The organism is Dactylosporangium sp. CA-092794, from assembly GCF_050948465.1.
GTDB lineage: Bacteria > Actinomycetota > Actinomycetes > Mycobacteriales > Micromonosporaceae > Dactylosporangium.
Genome location: NZ_CP192044.1, coordinates 12,821,704 through 12,839,005, shown reverse-complemented (window position 1 = coordinate 12,839,005; position 17,302 = coordinate 12,821,704). Strand labels below are relative to the sequence as shown.

Here is a 17,302-nt window from a genome sequence, read left to right as displayed (position 1 = left end):
GCTTGTCTGCGCTGTCTCGTTGTCTGCGCTGTTTCGCTTATTGCGCTGTTTCGGTTATTTGCGCTGTTTTGCCACGAAGTCGCGCCACTGCTGCTCGAGCTGGTCCTTGCTGATCCCGAGCACCTCGTGCGCCACGGAGTCCACTTCGGACATTCGCATGAACCCTTCGTAGAACGCGATGAGCTTCGCCTGCCCGTAGGCCTCGGCGATCATCCGGCACGCCAGCCATCCGGTGATGTAGTTTCGCGGCTCGTCGTAGAACTGCTGGTCCGTAGGCAACGACCCGACAACGAGATCCCCGAGCGCCTGCCGAATCCCCGCCGCGTTGTACTTCCCGTCCTTGTAGGCGACGTACTCCGCGAACCCTTCCACCAGCCAGCGCGGCGTGTACGGCCCGGTGACCGGCCCCATCGCCGCATGCGTGAACTCGTGCGTCAGGTCATGCTGCAGTTCGGCCTTCGGCGCGGACAGTTCGGTCGGGTTGAACACCACGCGCGTGGTCGCGTACGCGGGCCGATTCGACCACTCCGCCACCGCGCTGTAGTAGGGAACCGCGATGGCCGCCACCTGCGCCACCCGATCCTGGGACTCGGCGAAGTACGTGTCGAAGATCTGCTTGTCGGTAACGGCCGTGAGCAGCACCTTCCCGTCCCATCCAGACGGCCGCACCTCCGCCACCTGCTGCAGCCCGGTCTCGGCCAGCTGCAGCAGCGACTTCCCGCTCTCCGCGTGGTCGGCGGACAGCACCGCGACCACCCGATCGTCCCGTACCACGGTGATCGCCCCGCCCGAGTCCCACGGCTGCCCCGCCGCCCCCGTCGGCATGTCCTTGCCGCTTCCGTCCCCGGCGATCAACCATTTCCCCTGCGCATACCCGAACACGGCCAGCCACGGCGTGGCCACCGGCAGACTGTCCACCCCTTCAATCCGATGCCGCACGGTGACCGCGATGACCCGCGCCGCCGCGTGGTACCGAGCAAAGATCTGCGACGGCATGAACGCCGCCATCTTGACCGCGGAGACAGCGGTACGTTCGAAACTCAACTCCGCGAACGGCAACTTCGTAAGATTCTCGAACTCCTGCCGCTGCCCCTGCGCGAACGCCGGATCACTCTGATCGACGTCGCCCATCCACTCACCGAGATCCTTGCGCTTGACCGCCTCCGCCCGCCGAGCCAGAATCGCGTCGATGGCTTTGCCCCCGACCTCGGGCCGCACATCGACCCAGGTCGTGGCGCTAGGCGCGGCGTCCCCACTCCCTCGCAACACCCACGCGGCCGCCCCCGCCCCACCCACCGCCAGCACCATGCTGACCACAAGCAGCGCGGTGAGCACCGGCCACAAGTAACTCCTCCGCGGCTGCGGCGGCAGCTGCCCCACCCACCCCGGCGCCCCCCACCCCCCCTGCGCGCCCGGATATGCGCCCGTCCCCAGGCCCCCTTGCACGCCTAAATACGCCCCCGGCCCCGAGCCCCTTTGCGTGCCTGGGTATGCCCCCGGCCCCGAGCCCCTTTGCGTGCCTGGGTATGCCCCCGGCGCCGAGCCCCTTTGCGCGCCTGGGTATGCCCCCGGCCCCCAACCTCCGTGCGCGGCGGGAGACGCCCCGGGCCGCCAGCCGCCCGGGCCCCCGCCGGGGTAGCGCGAGTCCCCGTAAGGCGGCCCGCCCGCATACACCCCGCCCGCATACACCCCGCCCGGCCAGGGCGCCCCTATGACGCCCGCGCCTTGCCCACCGGCAGCGGCAGGCCCGCTCTCGCCGCCCGGTCCCACCACCATGCTTGACGCGATCGCCTCGCTCGGTGCGATCGCCACACCCGGCGCCGGCGCCGTGCTGGACGCGGTCGGCACCGCCACGACGGCTGCTGTCCCGACCGCTCTCGGTGATGGGACCGGTGAGGTCGGTGCCGGGTACGGAGTGGTCTCGCCAGGCCGTGGTTCGACGGCCGGTTCGACACTCGGCGGGCTCGGTTCGGGTCCAGGCGGGCTTGCGTCGGTGCGCTGCGTGGTTGGTTCGACGCGCGCCGGGGTCGGCTCCGGAGTCGACGGGGTTGCGAGCCGCTCGTCCGGCGTTCGCTGCTGCGGGATCCGCCCGACTGCGGGCGGGTCGCTGATCGGAGCAGCGGTCGGTTCGGGGATCGTCACGTTGCCTGCCGACGTCGAGTAGCGGAACCACATCCTCCGCCAGCTCGCAGGCCCGTGTCGACCCTCGGCGCGCCGTCCATCACCGCAAGGCGCCGCGTTCGGCCGATGTTCAGTTGTCAGGTTTGTCCAGAGTGGTGCCTCCACATCACGTGATTGAGTAATTCGGACCGGTTTCAGGGGTATTAGGGCTACAGGTCATCGCGATGATTCGCGGCGACCGTCAGGGTCACGTCCGCCGGCGTGGTGTATGAGGCCGGCGTCCTGATCGTGCTGGTTGATGTCAGGCGACCGCCGGCGGCCGCCGCGGGCTGGATGTCGGTGGCCGCCGGTGGGGCACGAGCGGTCATCGACGCCGACCCGGCGACGGTGCGGATGCCCGGGGCGCAACCGCCGATCTGCGCGGCCGGGCCGGACGTATGTCTCCGTGATCATGCGGCCTGCGGTGTCCGCACCACGGGTTTGCCATGATCCCGGAGACTTTCGGTACACAGGGGTACATCACCACTCCACAATCATGAAAAACCGATGGTGTCGACGCCCGGTGCGCATGATCACGGAGACTTCCGGTCGCTGCGCCGTGCCCCGCGGCGTGCGGCGCCCTACGGGCGGGACGTGATCGCCGATCGTGCCCCGCCCCAGCGTGCTGCGCCGTGCAGGCCGGGCACCACGTGGTCGCCGACAGTCATGGCGGCCAGCGGTGCCGATTCCCGGGCGGCGCGGCCGGTGCCGGGGAGCGCGCGGAGATGGACCTCCACGTCGTTGCCCACCGCGCGGCGCACGTCGGGCAGCGCGGCGGACTGCGGGCCAGCCGCCCCCGGACCGCACGCGGCGCATCACGGCCGTGCGGCGCCGGTCCGGGGCGGACACGCCGAGCTCATACACCACGCCTGCGGACGTGATGGACCGCACGCGGCGCATCACGGCCGTGCCGGCGCCGGTCCGGGGCGGACACGCCAAGCTCATACACCACGCCTGCGGACGTGACCGACCGTCAGTCCGGTCGCGGGGGTGGCTCCGGCCCCGGGCGGGTTGCCCGCAGGATCTGCAGGCGAGAGCGGACCGCGGCCTCGCTTCTTCCCAGCTCGGCGGTCAGGGTCTTGATGTCGGCGCCCTCCTCCAGGCGGCTCAGCAGCAGCTCCATGTCCCGCGAGGCCCACGGGCGGCCGGCGTTGGGATGGCGGCGCTCGGGCGGCAGCCACCGGACGGGAACGCGCCCGAGGCCGCCACCGCCCGATGGGCGACCCAGCGCGGCCCCCGCGGGAGACGAGCGGTCGAAGCTGGACCCAGCGGGCGAGGAACGGCCAGTTGAGGGCGGCGAGCGGTCGAAGCCGGGCCCAGCGGGCGCGGAACGGCCGGCCGCGGCCCCGGAGGGCGCCGAGCGGTCGAAGGCCGGGCCGACACCTGAGGAGCTGGCGGGTGCGTCGAATGGTGCGGGGTGGTCGAAGCCTCGATCGGTAAACGGCGAGCCGTCGAAGGCGGGGTCGAGTGGCAAGGACTGGTCGAAGGCGGCGGACGGCGGGCCCAGGTCGCGGAAACCGGCCAGGGCCGACGCGATCAGGTTTCCCACGTCGGAGGCATCGGCGGCGGGTAGCTCGCCGACCAGCTCGATCACCACATAGCCGGCGTTCCAGCCGGTCAGTCGTAGGCCGACCATGCCATCGGCGCCGCACGACGCCAGGGCCTCGTAGCTGCGGCCGTCGATGATGAGGGTGCGGTGCGAATCCGCCGTCAGGGGCATCCAGAAGGTTTCGTCCATGGCTGAGACCTTACGGATGACCACCGACAGTTTTTGGCGGCTGTCACCGGACGTCAATGTGAAGTGGCGCCGGGTAATGGAGTCTCGCGGCGGATGGGAGCTTCCACGGCTCGTGGACCGCCTTGCCCGGGATGTCGGCCAGCTCAGGCACGTAGCGGCGGACATAGACGCCGTCCGGGTCGAAGCGCTCCGCCTGCCGCAGCGGGTTGAAGCGGCGGTACGGCTTCGTGTCGTTGCCCGTGCCGGCGACCCACTGCCAGTTGCCGTAATTGTTGGCCACGTCGCCGTCGACGAGCAGGTCGAAGAAGTGGTCGGCGCCGGCGCGCCAGTCGAGGCCGAGGTGCTTGGTGAGGTACGACGCCGTGATGAGCCGGGCGCGATTGTGCATCCAGCCCTCGGCCAGCAGCTGCCGCATGCCCGCGTCGACGATCGGCACGCCCGTCTGGCCGGCCTTCCACGCTTCCAGGGCGTCCGGCTCGGCGCGCCACGAGTCTTCGGCGCCCGGGCGGTATGCGCGGCGGCGCAGTTGCGGGAACGCGAACAACACCTGGTGGTAGAAGTCGCGCCAGCACAGCTGCCGCACGAAGGGCTCGGCGCCGGGCCGGTCGCGTGTCCGCGCCGCCAGCTCGCGCGCCGACAGGCAGCCGAAGTGCAGATAGGGGCTCAGTCGCGAGGTGCCGTCGGCGGCCAGATCGTCGTGCATCTGGAGGTACCCCTCAAGCTTCGACAGCCACGACGAGAGCCGCTTGCGCCCATCGCTCTCACCGCCAGAGCTGACCGATTCATGATGATATTTCGGCATATTGTCGGGCAATGCCATGCGGCGTGGCGCTGCGAGCACGGGACGCCAGGAGGTGGCCTGCCAGGCGCGGTAGTAGGGCGTGAACACCCTGTAATGCGACCCGCCGCCACCCGGGCGCAGCGCGCCGGGCGGAACGATCGTCACGCCCGGGAAGGTCTTCAGCGCGATGCGCTCCTCGGCGCACGCGGCGGCCAGCCGTCGCTCCCGGGCCTGTGCATACGCGCTCACGTCGGCGGCGACGGCGATCCCCGCCGCATCCACGGCCTTCGCCAGGCGGACGGTCTCGCGGACGGGATCGCCGCGCAGCTCGACCAAATCACCCCCGCGCTGCCGCAGCGCGTCGCGGAGGTCGGCGAGGCACCCGGCGAGGAAGCGCCGCCGATTGTCCCCGGCCGGCAGGGCCGGGTCGTGGACGAACAGTGGCACCACACGCTCGGCGGCGCGAACCGTCTCGGCGAGGGCGGGGTTGTCGTGCACCCGCAGGTCGCGGGTGAACAGCACGACCGCCGTCTTCATGCCATCCCTCGCCCGTCCAGCGGCGCCACGCACTCGGCGGTGGCGCGTGGGTTGCGGGTGAAGAGCACCGCCGCCCCTCGCAGCTCCAGCGGCGTCACACGCTTGGGGGCGCGGGCCGTTTCGGCAGTGGCGCGCGGATCGCGGGTGAGTAGCACCGCCGTCCCGCGCCGCTCCAGCGGTGCCACGGGCTCGGTGGTGTGCGGATGGCGGGTGAGCAGCGCGACGGCCGTCTTCATGCTGCCGTCCCCCGCAGGTCCAGCAGCGCCGAGGGGTCCCGCTGCTGCGGAACGTCCGCCGCGGCGGGCGCGGGCACGGCGGTGCCCGGCCGCGACAGGATGCACGCGAGGGCGACCGTGAGCCGGCGCCACTTCGGCACCGTCGCGCGGCGGGCGAACACGTCGTGGTCCTGTGCCTCGACCTCGTCGAGGATGCCGCCGTAGAGCCGGTAGGCGGCCCGCATGCACGCCTGCGAGGCGGGCGCGAGCATGGGGATTCCCGGCGCGGCGAGGGCGTAGTGCCGCCGGGCGCGGCTCACCTCGTACCGAATCAAATGCTTGATCTTCGGTGGACTGCTCCTGGTGGCGAGGGCCCGCTCCAGGTCGGCGCGGGTGACGCCGAACTCGGCGAGATCCCGCCGGGGCAGGTAGACGCGTCCGCGCTCGAGGTCCTCGGCGACGTCGCGGATGAAGTTGGTGAGCTGGAAGGCCAGGCCCAGCTGGCGCGCGGGCTCGCGGGCGGTGGCGCGGTCGGACGGCTCGAGGATCGGCAGCATCATCGTGCCGATGACGGCCGCCGACCCCTCCATGTATCCGAGCAGGTCGTCGTAGGTTTCGTACTCCGTGACGGTCAGGTCCATCGCCATGCTGGCCAGGAACTTGCGGAAGTCGTCGAGGTCGATGTCGAAGACCTGAATGGTGTGCAGGACCGCGGGTAGCAGCGGGTCGTCGGAGCGCCCGTCGCGCAGCCCGCGCAGGAACTCGGCCGACCAGGCGGCGAGCTCGGCGGCGCGCGCCTGTGGTGACGCTCCGCTCATGCGGTCGACGATCTCGTCGGCATGGCGGGTGAAGCCGTAGAGCGCGTGCACGTGGCGGCGTTTCCAGGCCGGCAGTAGCCGGGTCGCGAGGTAGTAGGTGCGGCCGTGCTCGCGGTGCAGCGCGCGGCACCGCTCGTAGGCGGCCTCGAGTGGCGCACCCATCTGACCTCATCCTCTCCGGCTACTCGGTGAAAAATCGACGCATCAATCGACGCAAGCCAGAGCTTACGCTAAGCTTGCCCCCGGAGCCACAAGAAACACGGAGTCACCAAGAAACGGGGAGGGCCGGCATGCGAGCCGTCACGGGTCGGACTGACCGGGTGGTCGTCGTCGGGGCCGGCCTCGGTGGCCTGGCCGCGGCGATCCGCCTGGCCGCGGCCGGGCGGGCGGTCACCGTGCTGGAGCGGGCCGACCAGCCCGGCGGGCGCGCCGGCCGGCTGAGCCTGGAGGGATACGAGTTCGACACCGGGCCGACCGTGCTGACCGTGCCGGAGCTGCTCGCCGAGCTGCTGGGCACCGTCGGCGAGGATCTCGACGCGTGGCTGCCGATGACCCGGCTCGACCCGGCCTACCGGGCGCATTTCCCCGATGGCTCGACGCTGGATGTCATCGCCGACACCGCCCGCATGGCCGGCGAGGTCGCGCGGGTCTGTGGCAGCCGTGAGGCGGACGGCTACCTGCGCTTCGTCGACCACGCCCGCGAGCTGTGGCGGATCGAGCGCGCCGACTTCATCGACCGCAACCTCGACACCCCACGTGACCTGGTCACGGCCAATCTGTGGCGCCTGATCCGGCGGGGCGGCTTCGGGCGGCTGCAGTCCAAGGTGAATGCGTTCTTCAAGGATCCGCGCACCCGCCGGATCTTCTCCTTCCAGGCGATGTATGCCGGGGTCGCCCCGCACCAGGCGCTGGCGCTCTATGCGGTCATCGCCTATCTCGACAGCGTCGCCGGGGTGTATTTCCCTCGCGGCGGCATCCACGCGGTCGCCCGCGCTCTGGCCGGCGTCGCGGAGAAGCACGGCGTCGAGATCGTCTACGGCAGCACCGTGTCCCGGGTCGAGGTGGCCGCCGGCCGCGCGACCGGCGTGCTCACCGAGGACGGGCGCCGATTACCGGCCGACGTGGTGGTGCTCAACCCCGACCTGCCGGTGGCCTATCGCGACCTGCTGCCGCCGTCGCGATGGCGCAGCCCGTTGCTGGGGCGGCTGCGGTATTCGCCGTCCTGCGTGGTGCTGCACGTGGGGTCGCGGCAGGGGTACGGGGCGATCGCGCACCACAACATCCACTTCGGCCGCTCCTGGCGAGAGACGTTCGACGAGGTCATCGATCGGGGCCGGCTGATGAGCGACCCGTCGTTGCTGGTCACCAACCCGACCCGCACCGACGCGTCCCTCGCCCCGGCGGGTCGCCACACGTATTACGTGCTCGCGCCGACGCCCAACCTCACCGCAGGGCTGCCCGACTGGCGGGGCCCGCTGGCGGGGATCTACCGCAGCGAGCTCATCGCGACGCTGGAGCAGCGCGGCTACATCGGTTTCGGAGACGGCATCGAGGTCTCGCGGTTCGTCACCCCGGCCGACTGGGCCGACCAGGGCATGGCGGCCGGCACGCCGTTCGCCGCCGCACACACGCTGCGCCAGACCGGACCCTTCCGGCCCGGCAACCTCCATCCCACACTGTCCAATGTGGTCTTCGTCGGCTCGGGCACACAGCCCGGCGTCGGCGTGCCCATGGTGCTCATCTCCGGTCGCCTCGCCGCGTCCCGTGTCACGGGGGAGTCGTAGCTGTGTCTCGGGAACAACACCTGGTCGAGCTGGTCGCCGAAGACGGCCACCCGGTCGGCACCGCCACCGTTGAGGCCGCGCACCAGGCGCCGGGCCGGCTGCACCGCGCGTTCTCGGTGCTGCTGATCTCGCCCGGCGGGCAGCTGCTGTTGCAGCAGCGCGCCGCGGTGAAGACGCGCTTCGCCCTGCGCTGGGCCAACTCCTGCTGCGGTCATCCGGCGCCCGGGGAGCCCGTCGTCACGGCGGCCGCGCGGCGGCTCGGCGAGGAGCTGGGCGTCTTTGCCCTGCTCAACGAGATCGGGGTGTATGTCTACCAGGCCGACGATCCCGATTCCGGCCGGGCCGAGTTCGAGTATGACCACGTGCTCGTCGGCGAGTTCGACGGGCCGGTGCGCGCCGACCCGAGCGAGGTGGCCGAGACCGACTGGGTCGCGCCCGACGAGCTGGCCGAGCGGCTCCAGCGGTTCCCGGACCGCTATGCTCCGTGGCTCTCCGGGGTTCTGGACGCCTGGCGGTCGTCGGAGCGATGAGTCCCGGCGCCGCGTATTCGGCCGGGGCCGTGGCCCGGCGGCTCGGCGTCGCCGTCACGACATTGCGGACGTGGCACCAGCGCTACGGGATGGGTCCGTCGCTGCACGAGCCGGGGCATCACCGGCGGTACACCGAGCAGGACATCGAGCGGCTCGAGCTCATGCAACGGCTGATCGGCGAGGGGGTGGCGCCCGGCGAGGCGGCCCGGTGGGCGAGCAACCGTTCGCACCACACCGTCCTCATCGGCGTGGCCGACGCCGGTGACAGTGCCGCGGCCGTGCGTGGGCTGCTGCGCGCGGCGCTGCGCCTCGACGCGCCCTCGGTGCGCCACCGCGTCGCCGAGGCGGTCCGCGCGCTCGGGGTCGTCGCGGCCTGGGACAACGTCCTGCGGCCGGTGCTGTCGGTGATCGGCGACCGGCACGCGGCCACCGGCGGGCTCATCGAGGTCGAGCACCTCGTGTCGGGCTGCGTCTCCGCGGTGCTCGGCGCCGTGCCGCGCCCGCCGGAAGGCGTGCCGGTCCGGCTGCTGCTCGCGTGCGCGAACGAGGAGCAGCACAGCCTGCCCATCGAGGCTTTGGCGGCCGCGCTCGCCGCCAGCGGCGTGCCGGTCCGCTCGCTCGGCGCGCGGGTCCCGCCCGCGGCGCTGCTCGCGGCCGTTCGGCGCACCGGCCCGGCCGGGGTCCTGGTGTGGTCGCACCACGTGTCGACCGCCGCGCCCGATCAGCTGGAGGGCATCCTGGTCGAACGCGGACGGCCCCTCGTGGTCGCGGCGGCGGGGCCCGGCTGGGATCGACCGTTCGTACCATCCGGGGTCGTCTTTCCGGACAGTCTGGCAGAGGCGCTGGTGATTCTCACATCGGTACTCACCTAGTTATCTGCGTAATAGTCCCTTGTCGTGGTACTCCCGGGTTCGTGCCATGGACTGAACGCGGGAGGTTGGGTGCATCCGAGAGTCACTAGCGTGTGGCTTCGTCAACGAAACCTCAAAGCCCCCTCGGAGCCCCCCATGTCACGGACTCGACTCGCGGTAGGAGCAGTGATCACCGCCGCCGTCCTGGCCCTCGCCGGCTGCGGCACCAAGACCGCTCCGTCCGCTGCCTCGTGGCACGCGTCCGGCTCCGGGTCCGCCCCCGCCGCCGAGCAGGCCGGCGGCGATCCGATCACGCACCCGATCGTGGGCGGCGCCGGTTCGACCGGCGGGGCCAAGCCGGCGGCCGGCACCTCGGCGTCCGCTTCGGCTTCGGCGTCGACCTCGGCGCCGGCGTCCGCGCCGGCCTCCGCGTCGGCCTCGGCGTCCGCGTCGGCCTCTACCCAGCCGCCGTCGGACGGCATCCTGCACACCACCGGCTCGGCCGCGGTCGCGCTGACCTTCGACGACGGCCCCGGCCCGGACACGCCCAAGATCCTGGAGATGCTGCGGGCCCAGGGCATCAAGGCCACGTTCTGCCTGATCGGGGTCAATGTTCAGGAGTACCCGCAATATGTGCAGGCGATCGTCAAGGACGGTCACACGCTGTGCAACCACACCTGGAAGCACGACGAGAGCCTGGGCAAGAAATCCGCCGACACGATCCGCGCCGACCTGCAGAAGACCAACGACGAGATTCACAAGGCCGTGCCGGACGCGCAGATCAAGTACTTCCGCCACCCGGGCGGAAACTTCACCCCGCTGGCCGTGCAGATCGCCGCCGAGCTGGGCATGAAGTCGCTGGGCTGGAACGTCGACCCATCCGACTGGAACGTCAAGAAGTGGTCCGGCCAGCAGATGACCAACCACATCGTGTCCAACGTGAGGAACAACACGAAGCCGGGCGCGATCGTGCTGTCCCACGACGGCGGCGGCGACCGCAGTTGCACGGTGGCCGCCTACAAGACCCTGCTGCCGGAGCTCAAGAGCAAGTTCACGCTCATAGCAATGCCGGTCTGACCAGCACGGACCCCGCCGCCGCGCCACTGACGGATACTCATTTGGTGAACGCTGGTGGGGTCACGTATGCTCTGAAAGCCTCCGGCGGGGCCGGATGGGAGCAACACCGCGAGAGTCGCAGGATATGCGATGATAGCGGGGCCGCCCTCATCGTCTAGCGGCCCAGGACGCCGCCCTTTCAAGGCGGTAGCACGGGTTCGAATCCCGTTGGGGGCACGGAGAGTAAGCAAGGTCCTGTGGAGCAGTTGGAGTGCTCGCCGCCCTGTCAAGGCGGAGGTCGCGGGTTCAAGTCCCGTCAGGACCGCAAGGCCCACCAGTTGGGTCGCTATGGGCAGGTAGCTCAGTCGGTACGAGCGTCCGCCTGAAAAGCGGAAGGTCGGCGGTTCGACCCCGCCCCTGCCCACAAAGCTCTTCGCCGGGCTTTACAGACCCCGACCAGCGGAAACGCGGTCGGGGTTTGTGCGTTCGCAGCCCGCCCGAAAGATCATCTGTGGAGCAGCGACGAACTTCCGAGCAGCGGACGATCGTGTCGGTAGGACACCTGGTACCGGGAGGCGATTCCGCTTGCGGAACAGCGTTACGAGGTCTACCTGAAAGAACGGGCACAGGAAGAGGGGCCAGCGATGAGCAGCTACGTGCGCTGGAGCGACATTCGAGGCGAGCTCGTCGAGCAGGCCGGCGGTGAGGAAGCCGTTGCGGCCGGCAAACAGGAACTGTTGGCCGAGGTCACCGGGCATCGCCTCGCTGAAGCGCGCCAGAGTCGCGGGCTGACCCAGCAGCAGGTTGCCGACCGTATGGGCGTTACCAAGGGCCGGGTCTCGCAGATCGAGCAGGGCAAGGTCTCGGGCCAGGAGGTCCTCGCCCGCTACGCCATTGCCCTGGGCGGCCGCCTTCACCAAGCCATCTACTTCGACGACGGCGACATCACCGCCATCGCCTGACCTCTGGTGCCGTGTAGCAACGCATGTAGCAACGGCCGCGCACAGCCGCACTCACCGCCGATCCACGCCGGACCAGATCGCAGCCCCCGGCCTGCGTGCCTCGATACCCCGGGGTGGGCACGGTCGGCGATCAGGTCGGGCGCTGCAAGCCGCGCAGCGACCGGAAGTCTCCGCGATCATGCACAACGCGGCACCGACACCAACGGTTTTTCATGATCACGGAGTGGTGATGTACCCCCGTGTACCGAAAGGTTCCGGGATCATGGCAAACCCGTGGTGCGGCCACCGCGGGCATCATGATCACGGAGACTTTCAGCCGCCCGGGCCGGCCGCGCAGATCGGAGGTCGCAGGCCGTCCTGGGCCATCGGCCGGCCGAGGTGCGCAAACAACGCGGCCTGGTCCAGCAGGAGGTCGCCGACCGCATGGGGGGCGCGTGTCCCGGATCGAGCAGGGCCACGTGTCGGATTAAGACGTGCTTGCCCGCTACGCGGTGGCGCTCGGCGGACGCCTCCACCAGGCGATCTACTTCGACGATGGTGATATCGCCGCCATCGCTTGATGGGCGGTCTGGCAGAGGGCGGAGCGACCGGTGTCCGCGGGAACGGTGGCGTAAGCCTATCCGTGATCGGTGCTCGCACGCTCTGTCACCGACAGCGGAAATGGGCGGTGGGGGCGGCGGGGTGGACATAGCATCGGGTGCATGCCTGAAGCCGAACGGATTCCGCAGCGTCCCTCACTCGACGGGCTCGAGGAGAAGTGGGCGCGGGTATGGGAGGAGCAGGGTACCTACGCGTTTGACCGGAGTGCGGTGCGTGCGGACGTGTTCTCGATCGACGCGCCGCCGCCGACGGTGAGCGGGGCGCTGCACATCGGGCACGTGTTCTCCTACACCCAGACCGACATCATCGCTCGGTACCAGCGGATGCGCGGCAAATCCGTGTTCTACCCGATGGGGTGGGACGACAACGGGCTGCCGACCGAGCGGCGGGTGCAGCTGACGTTCGGGGTGCAGTGCGACCCCACGTTGCCATATGACCCCCACTTCCAGCCGCCGGAGAAGCCGGGCAAGGAGCGGGTGCTCGTCAGCCGGCGGAACTTCGTGGAGCTCTGTCAGCGCCAGACCGACCTGGACGAGCGGGCCTACGAGCGGCTCTGGCGCCACGTCGGGCTCAGCGTCGACTGGTCCCTGCTGTACACCACCATCGGCGACCGGGCCCGGGCGACCGCGCAGCGCGGGTTTCTCAACAGTCTCGGGCGGGGCGAGGCCTATGCGGTGGACGGGCCGACGCTGTGGGACGTGTCGTTCGGGACGGCGGTGGCGCAGGCCGAGCTCGAGGACCGCGAGCGGCCGGGGGCGTTCCACCGGATCAAGTTCGGCGACTTCTTCGTCGAGACCACGCGGCCCGAGTTGCTGCCGGCGTGCGTGGCGCTGGTGGCGCACCCCGACGACGAGCGGTATCGGCCGCACTTCGGCTCGACCGTCCGCACGCCGCTGTTCCACGTGGAGGTGCCGCTGCTCGCGCACCATCTCGCCGACCCGGAGAAGGGCAGCGGGCTGGTCATGGTGTGCACGTTCGGCGACCTGACCGACGTGGTGTGGTGGCGGGAGCTCGACCTGCCGACGCGCACGGTGATGCAGCGCAACGGGCGGCTCGGGCTGCAGGCGCCGGACGGCGTGGCCGAGGACGACTACGCGCCGGTCGCGGGGCTGACCGTGAGCCAGGCGCGGGAGAAGATCGTGGCGCTGCTGCGCGCGTCGGGCGAGCTCGACGGGGAGCCGCGGCCGATCACGCACACGGTGAAGTTCTACGAGAAGGGCGACCGGCCGGTCGAGATCGTGGCGACCCGGCAGTGGTACATCCGCAACGGTGCCCGCTCGCCGGAGCTGCGCGAGGTGCTGCTGGCGCGCGGGCGCGAGCTGCAGTGGACGCCCGCGCACATGCGGGCCCGCTACGAGCACTGGGTCGAGGGGCTCACCGGCGACTGGGTGATCAGCCGCCAGCGGTTCTTCGGTGTGCCGATTCCGCTGTGGTACCGGCTGGATGCCGACGCCAACCCGATCTACGACGATCCGATCGTGCCGGAATCCCTCCCCATGGATCCGAGCAGCGACACCCCGCCGGGGTTCGAGGAGATCGACCGCGGGCGGCCGGGCGGCTTCATCGGCGACCCCGACGTGATGGACACCTGGGCGACGTCCTCGTTGACGCCGCAGATCGCCGGCCGCTGGCTGGACGAGCCGGAGCTGTTCGAGCGGGTGTTCCCGATGGACATGCGGCCGCAGGCGCACGAGATCATCCGCACCTGGCTGTTCACCACGGTGCTGCGCTCGCACCTGGAGCACGGGGTGCTGCCCTGGCGGCACGCGGCCATCGCCGGCTGGATCCTCGACCCGGACCGCAAGAAGCTGTCGAAGTCCAAGGGCAACTCGGCGAACGAGCCGGAGGACCTGCTCGCGCAGTTCGGCGCCGACGCCATCCGCTACTGGGCGGCCAGCGCGCGGCGCGGGGTCGACACGGCGCTGGACACCAACCAGATGCGGGTCGGCCGGCGGCTCGCGGTGAAGCTGCTCAACGCGAGCCGGTTCGTGCTCGGGTTCGGCGGGTCGCCCGATCCGGGCCGGGTGAGCGAGCCGGTGGACCGGGCGCTGCTGGCCGCGCTGTCGGCCGTGGTCGCCGAGGCCACCGCCGCGTTCGAGGAGTTCGACTACGCGCGGGCGCTGGAGGTCACCGAGCAGTTCTTCTGGACCTTCTGCGACGACTACGTGGAGCTGGTCAAGGCGCGCGCCTACGGCGACGCGGCGCCGGGCGCGGTGGAGTCGGCCCAGGCCGCGCTGGCGGTGGCGCTGTCGGCGGTGCAGCGGTTGCTGGCGCCGTTCCTGCCCTACGTGACCGAGGAGGTCTGGTCCTGGTGGCAGGCGGGCTCGGTGCACCGCGCGCCCTGGCCGGAGGCGCTGCCGGTCGCGGCTGACACCGCGCCGCTCCTGCTCGCCACCGAGGTGCTCGGGGCGATCCGGCGGGCCAAGTCGGCGGCGCAGCAGTCGATGCGGGCCGAGGTGGCCCGGCTGGAGGTGGCCGGGCCGGTCGCGGCCCTGGAGCGGGTGCGCGCCGACCTCACCGCCGCCGGCAACGTGCGCGACTGGGCCATCGTGGACGCGGAGGAGTTGTCGGCTACCGTCACGTTGTGATGGAACTCCAGGCCATCGGGGTCCAGCACCCCGCCGTGCGGCAGGTGCAGCACATCCAGAACAACACCGCACCGAACCGCTACAAGCTCTTCGTGGCCGAGGGGCTGTGGGCGCACAACATGCTCCTGGAGTCCGGCGCGCCGATCGACACGTTCTTCTGGTGCCCGGAGGCGATCTACGCCGACGAGGCGCGGCTGCGGGCCGAGCAGGTCGCGGAGCGGGCCGAGCGCTCGTTCCGCATCTCGCTGCGCACGCTGGAGAAGATCTCCGAGCGGGACAAGCCCGACGGGCTGCTGTCGCTGGCCGCGTTGCCCCGGTGGGCGCCCGCGGACCTGCGCTTCGAGCGCACGGCGCTGGTGCTCGTCGCCGACGGCGTAGAGATCCCCGGCAACCTCGGCACGCTGATCCGCTCGCTGGACGCCTGCGGGGCGGACTGCCTGGTGCTGACCAACCGCCGCACCCGGCTCACCCATCCGAAGGTGATCCGGGCGAGCCAGGGCGCCATCCTGACGGTACCAACGCTGGAATTTGAAACCGTCGACGAAGCCGCGGCGTGGCTGTCGGATCGGCGCTTCACCGTGCTGCTCGCCGACACCGACGAGGCGATCAACTACCGGCAGGCCGACTACGGCGGGCGCACCGCGCTCGTGGTCGGCAGCGAGCGCTACGGCATCGCGAAGGACTGGTACGGCCGCGGATACCGGCGAGTCGCCGTCCCCATGCTCGGGTCCGGCGACTCGCTCAACGTGTCGGTCTCCGCGTCGATCCTGCTTTACGAGGCCCGCGCGCGGAAGTCGGGCTGGTAGCTCCTACTTCGGCTGGGCCACCTGGCCGCGCAGCGCGATCGCCTGCAGGAAGATGTCGCCGATCTTGGCCGGGTCGGGCGCGACGAACGTGCCGCCGCCGACCGCGTCGGTGATCTGGCGCATCTGCGCCTCGCCGACCTTGTCGCCGATGCCGATCAGGATCACCTGGATCGGCTTGGCCGGGTCGGCCGCCTTCTTGAGCTCGGCGATCAGCTGGTCCAGCGTGAGGCCGCCGGCCGGGTCGTCGTTCTCGCCGTCGGTCATGACGATGATCGAGTTCACCCGGCCGCTCTCGTAGCCCTGCTGCACCGCCTTGTAGGCGGCCAGGATGGTGTCGTAGAGCGCCGTGTCGCCGTTCTTCTTCGGCTGGATCTGGGACAGCGCCTGCAGGCACTGCGCGCGCTGGCTGACCAGCGGGCCGATCGGCACCAGCTGCTTGTAGTCCTTGGTGCCGTCCATCAGCGTGGAGAACTCCCACACGCCCAGCGCCCACGAGTCGTCGAAGAGGCTCATGCCCTTGCGCGCGGCCTCCAGCGTCACCTGCATGCGGGTCGCGCCGCCGGCGGTCGGCACCGGCTCGAGCATCGAGCCGGACACGTCGAGCACGGCGAGCATGCGCGCCGGCAGCGTGATCGCCTGCCACTTGGTGATCAGGCCCTCGATCGCGGTGGCGTCGGGCAACTGCGTCGCGGTGAGCGCGCCCGGCGCGCCGCTCGGGGTCTGGAAGCCCTTGCCGGGCGTGCCGTCGGCGCCGCGCAGCCCGATCGCGCCCAGCCTGTCGTGGAAGTCCGCGGAGTCGAGCGACTTGAGCAGCTGGTCGGCGATGCTGGCCTTGCCGCTGGTGAGCACCACGGCCGGGTAGTCCAGCGGCGGCGCGGCCGGCTCGGCGTAGAGCGCGGCGAGCCGGACCGGCGGCTGCTGCCCGTTGTACTGGATGATCGCCTGCTCCGACAGCGGCGCGACGCTCAGGCCGCTGCCCAGCGCGCTCGGGTCGCTGCCGCGCGGGAACTTCTGCAGCAGGTCGGCCCGCAGCGCGGAGCGGCCGGCGGCCAGCGCGCGCAGGGCGGCCGTCGCGACCTGTGTGGCCTGGGTGGCGTTACCGCCGCCGGCGGCCTGCGCGGCCGCGGCGAGCGTGAGCAGGCCGCCGAGGCCGGTGGCGTCGCGGCTGGGCTCGACGATGCCGACCTTGACCTTCTGGTCGGTGGCCACCTTGCCGATCAGGTCGGTATACGTGATCTTCTTCTCCGGCCAGCCGAAGGTGGTCGCGATCGGCTCGGGCATGGCCAGCACGACCGGGCTCTTGGCGATCGACTTGCTGGTGGACGGCACGGTCTGCGAGCTGGCCGCGCGGAGGCGCTGCAGCCACAGCGACGAGTCGGCGACCCAGAGGTCCGGAATACGGGTCTTGCCGTTGGCCTGGCCGACGCCCGCGAGGGTCTTCTCGTACTTCCCGGCGAGCGCGGCCGCGACGTCGGCCGGGTCCTCCTCGAAGACCTCGATGCTGACGCAGTTGCCGTTCTTGGTGGCCTGCGCGGACCACTCGTCGCCCTGGGCCTTGAGCGCGGGCACGATGTCGGCCGGCGCGCCGATGCTGAGCGTGGCGGCGCTGCCGCCGCAGGACGGCTGGGAGTACTTGCGGAACGCATACCAACTGCCGGCGAGGACGACGAGCACGGCGACGGCGGCGGCGCCCATCTTGAGCGCTCCGCCCGACGAGCCCGCTGTGCGGTGGCGACCCTTCACGGCTCATATCCTCCGGACCGGCGATTTACCTTCGGTTGGGAAATCACTGACGGTACGCATCCCAACAAACGAACGCCTAATCTACAAGGCGTCGAAGAATCGTAGTTAAGCGAACACGGTTCGCAATCGCGCC

The 17,302-nt window shown here is 70.9% G+C and carries 14 protein-coding genes, 3 tRNA genes and 1 pseudogene; 11 read left to right on the top strand and 7 right to left on the bottom strand.

Going from position 1 to position 17,302, the window contains the following annotated elements; genetic code table 11:
- Positions 1 to 54: 54 nt before the first annotated feature.
- The 6 genes from ACQPXD_RS55670 to ACQPXD_RS55645 form a co-directional block, all read right to left on the bottom strand.
- Positions 55 to 1,335, bottom strand: a complete 1,281-nt coding sequence (locus ACQPXD_RS55670) for a hypothetical protein (protein ID WP_432833237.1) — start codon at positions 1,333 to 1,335, stop codon at positions 55 to 57.
- Between the two features lie 1,406 nt (positions 1,336 to 2,741).
- Positions 2,742 to 2,921 carry a hypothetical protein gene (locus tag ACQPXD_RS55665; protein ID WP_432833236.1) on the bottom strand — a complete coding sequence of 60 codons (180 nt, stop codon included), beginning with the start codon at positions 2,919 to 2,921 and terminating at the stop codon, positions 2,742 to 2,744.
- Between the two features lie 212 nt (positions 2,922 to 3,133).
- Positions 3,134 to 3,898, bottom strand: coding sequence for a hypothetical protein (locus tag ACQPXD_RS55660; RefSeq protein WP_432833234.1), 765 nt, complete (start codon positions 3,896 to 3,898; stop codon positions 3,134 to 3,136).
- A 43-nt stretch (positions 3,899 to 3,941) separates the two neighbouring features.
- Positions 3,942 to 5,216, bottom strand: coding sequence for a cryptochrome/photolyase family protein (locus tag ACQPXD_RS55655; RefSeq protein ID WP_432833232.1), 1,275 nt, complete (start codon positions 5,214 to 5,216; stop codon positions 3,942 to 3,944).
- A complete protein-coding gene (locus ACQPXD_RS55650) occupies positions 5,213 to 5,452 on the bottom strand; it encodes a hypothetical protein (RefSeq protein WP_432833230.1) in 240 nt (79 codons plus the stop codon). The genes ACQPXD_RS55655 and ACQPXD_RS55650 overlap by 4 nt, the downstream gene beginning before the upstream one ends.
- Complete coding sequence (locus ACQPXD_RS55645) at positions 5,449 to 6,411, bottom strand: phytoene/squalene synthase family protein (RefSeq protein ID WP_432833228.1); 963 nt, start codon at positions 6,409 to 6,411, stop codon at positions 5,449 to 5,451. Before ACQPXD_RS55645 ends, ACQPXD_RS55650 begins: the two co-directional genes overlap by 4 nt.
- A gap of 128 nt (positions 6,412 to 6,539) precedes the next feature.
- Here ACQPXD_RS55645 and crtI point away from each other — a divergent pair, with 128 nt between their 5' ends.
- The 11 genes and pseudogenes from crtI (at position 6,540) to ACQPXD_RS55590 (ending at position 15,426) form a co-directional block, all read left to right on the top strand.
- Positions 6,540 to 8,033 carry a phytoene desaturase family protein gene (gene crtI / locus ACQPXD_RS55640; protein ID WP_432833226.1) on the top strand — a complete coding sequence of 498 codons (1,494 nt, stop codon included), beginning with the start codon at positions 6,540 to 6,542 and terminating at the stop codon, positions 8,031 to 8,033.
- 2 nt (positions 8,034 to 8,035) lie between these two features.
- Positions 8,036 to 8,563, top strand: coding sequence for an isopentenyl-diphosphate Delta-isomerase (gene idi, locus ACQPXD_RS55635; protein WP_432833224.1), 528 nt, complete (start codon positions 8,036 to 8,038; stop codon positions 8,561 to 8,563).
- The gene (locus ACQPXD_RS55630; RefSeq protein ID WP_432833222.1) at positions 8,560 to 9,435 is read left to right on the top strand and encodes a MerR family transcriptional regulator; all 876 of its coding nucleotides are present in this window, start codon (positions 8,560 to 8,562) and stop codon (positions 9,433 to 9,435) included. Before idi ends, ACQPXD_RS55630 begins: the two co-directional genes overlap by 4 nt.
- 165 nt (positions 9,436 to 9,600) lie before the next feature.
- Positions 9,601 to 10,491 (top strand): polysaccharide deacetylase family protein, encoded by an 891-nt coding sequence (locus ACQPXD_RS55625; protein WP_432833220.1) that lies wholly within the window; start codon positions 9,601 to 9,603, stop codon positions 10,489 to 10,491.
- A gap of 143 nt (positions 10,492 to 10,634) precedes the next feature.
- Positions 10,635 to 10,707: transfer RNA gene (locus ACQPXD_RS55620), tRNA-Glu, on the top strand.
- A 14-nt stretch (positions 10,708 to 10,721) separates the two neighbouring features.
- Positions 10,722 to 10,795 (top strand) — tRNA-Asp (locus ACQPXD_RS55615).
- Between the two features lie 25 nt (positions 10,796 to 10,820).
- Positions 10,821 to 10,894 (top strand) — tRNA-Phe (locus tag ACQPXD_RS55610).
- A gap of 220 nt (positions 10,895 to 11,114) precedes the next feature.
- Positions 11,115 to 11,432, top strand: a complete 318-nt coding sequence (locus tag ACQPXD_RS55605) for a helix-turn-helix domain-containing protein (RefSeq protein ID WP_432833218.1) — start codon at positions 11,115 to 11,117, stop codon at positions 11,430 to 11,432.
- A 354-nt stretch (positions 11,433 to 11,786) separates the two neighbouring features.
- Positions 11,787 to 11,992 (top strand): annotated as a pseudogene (locus tag ACQPXD_RS55600) (helix-turn-helix domain-containing protein); the annotation flags it as partial.
- 159 nt (positions 11,993 to 12,151) lie between these two features.
- Positions 12,152 to 14,620: a valine--tRNA ligase gene (valS, locus tag ACQPXD_RS55595; protein WP_432844334.1), complete on the top strand. Its 2,469-nt coding sequence runs from the start codon at positions 12,152 to 12,154 to the stop codon at positions 14,618 to 14,620.
- Positions 14,620 to 15,426 (top strand): TrmH family RNA methyltransferase, encoded by an 807-nt coding sequence (locus ACQPXD_RS55590; RefSeq protein ID WP_432844332.1) that lies wholly within the window; start codon positions 14,620 to 14,622, stop codon positions 15,424 to 15,426. Before valS ends, ACQPXD_RS55590 begins: the two co-directional genes overlap by 1 nt.
- Before the next feature lie 3 nt (positions 15,427 to 15,429).
- Here ACQPXD_RS55590 and ACQPXD_RS55585 read toward each other — a convergent pair whose 3' ends face one another.
- Positions 15,430 to 17,169 carry a substrate-binding domain-containing protein gene (locus ACQPXD_RS55585; RefSeq protein ID WP_432833216.1) on the bottom strand — a complete coding sequence of 580 codons (1,740 nt, stop codon included), beginning with the start codon at positions 17,167 to 17,169 and terminating at the stop codon, positions 15,430 to 15,432.
- Positions 17,170 to 17,302: the final 133 nt, after the last annotated feature.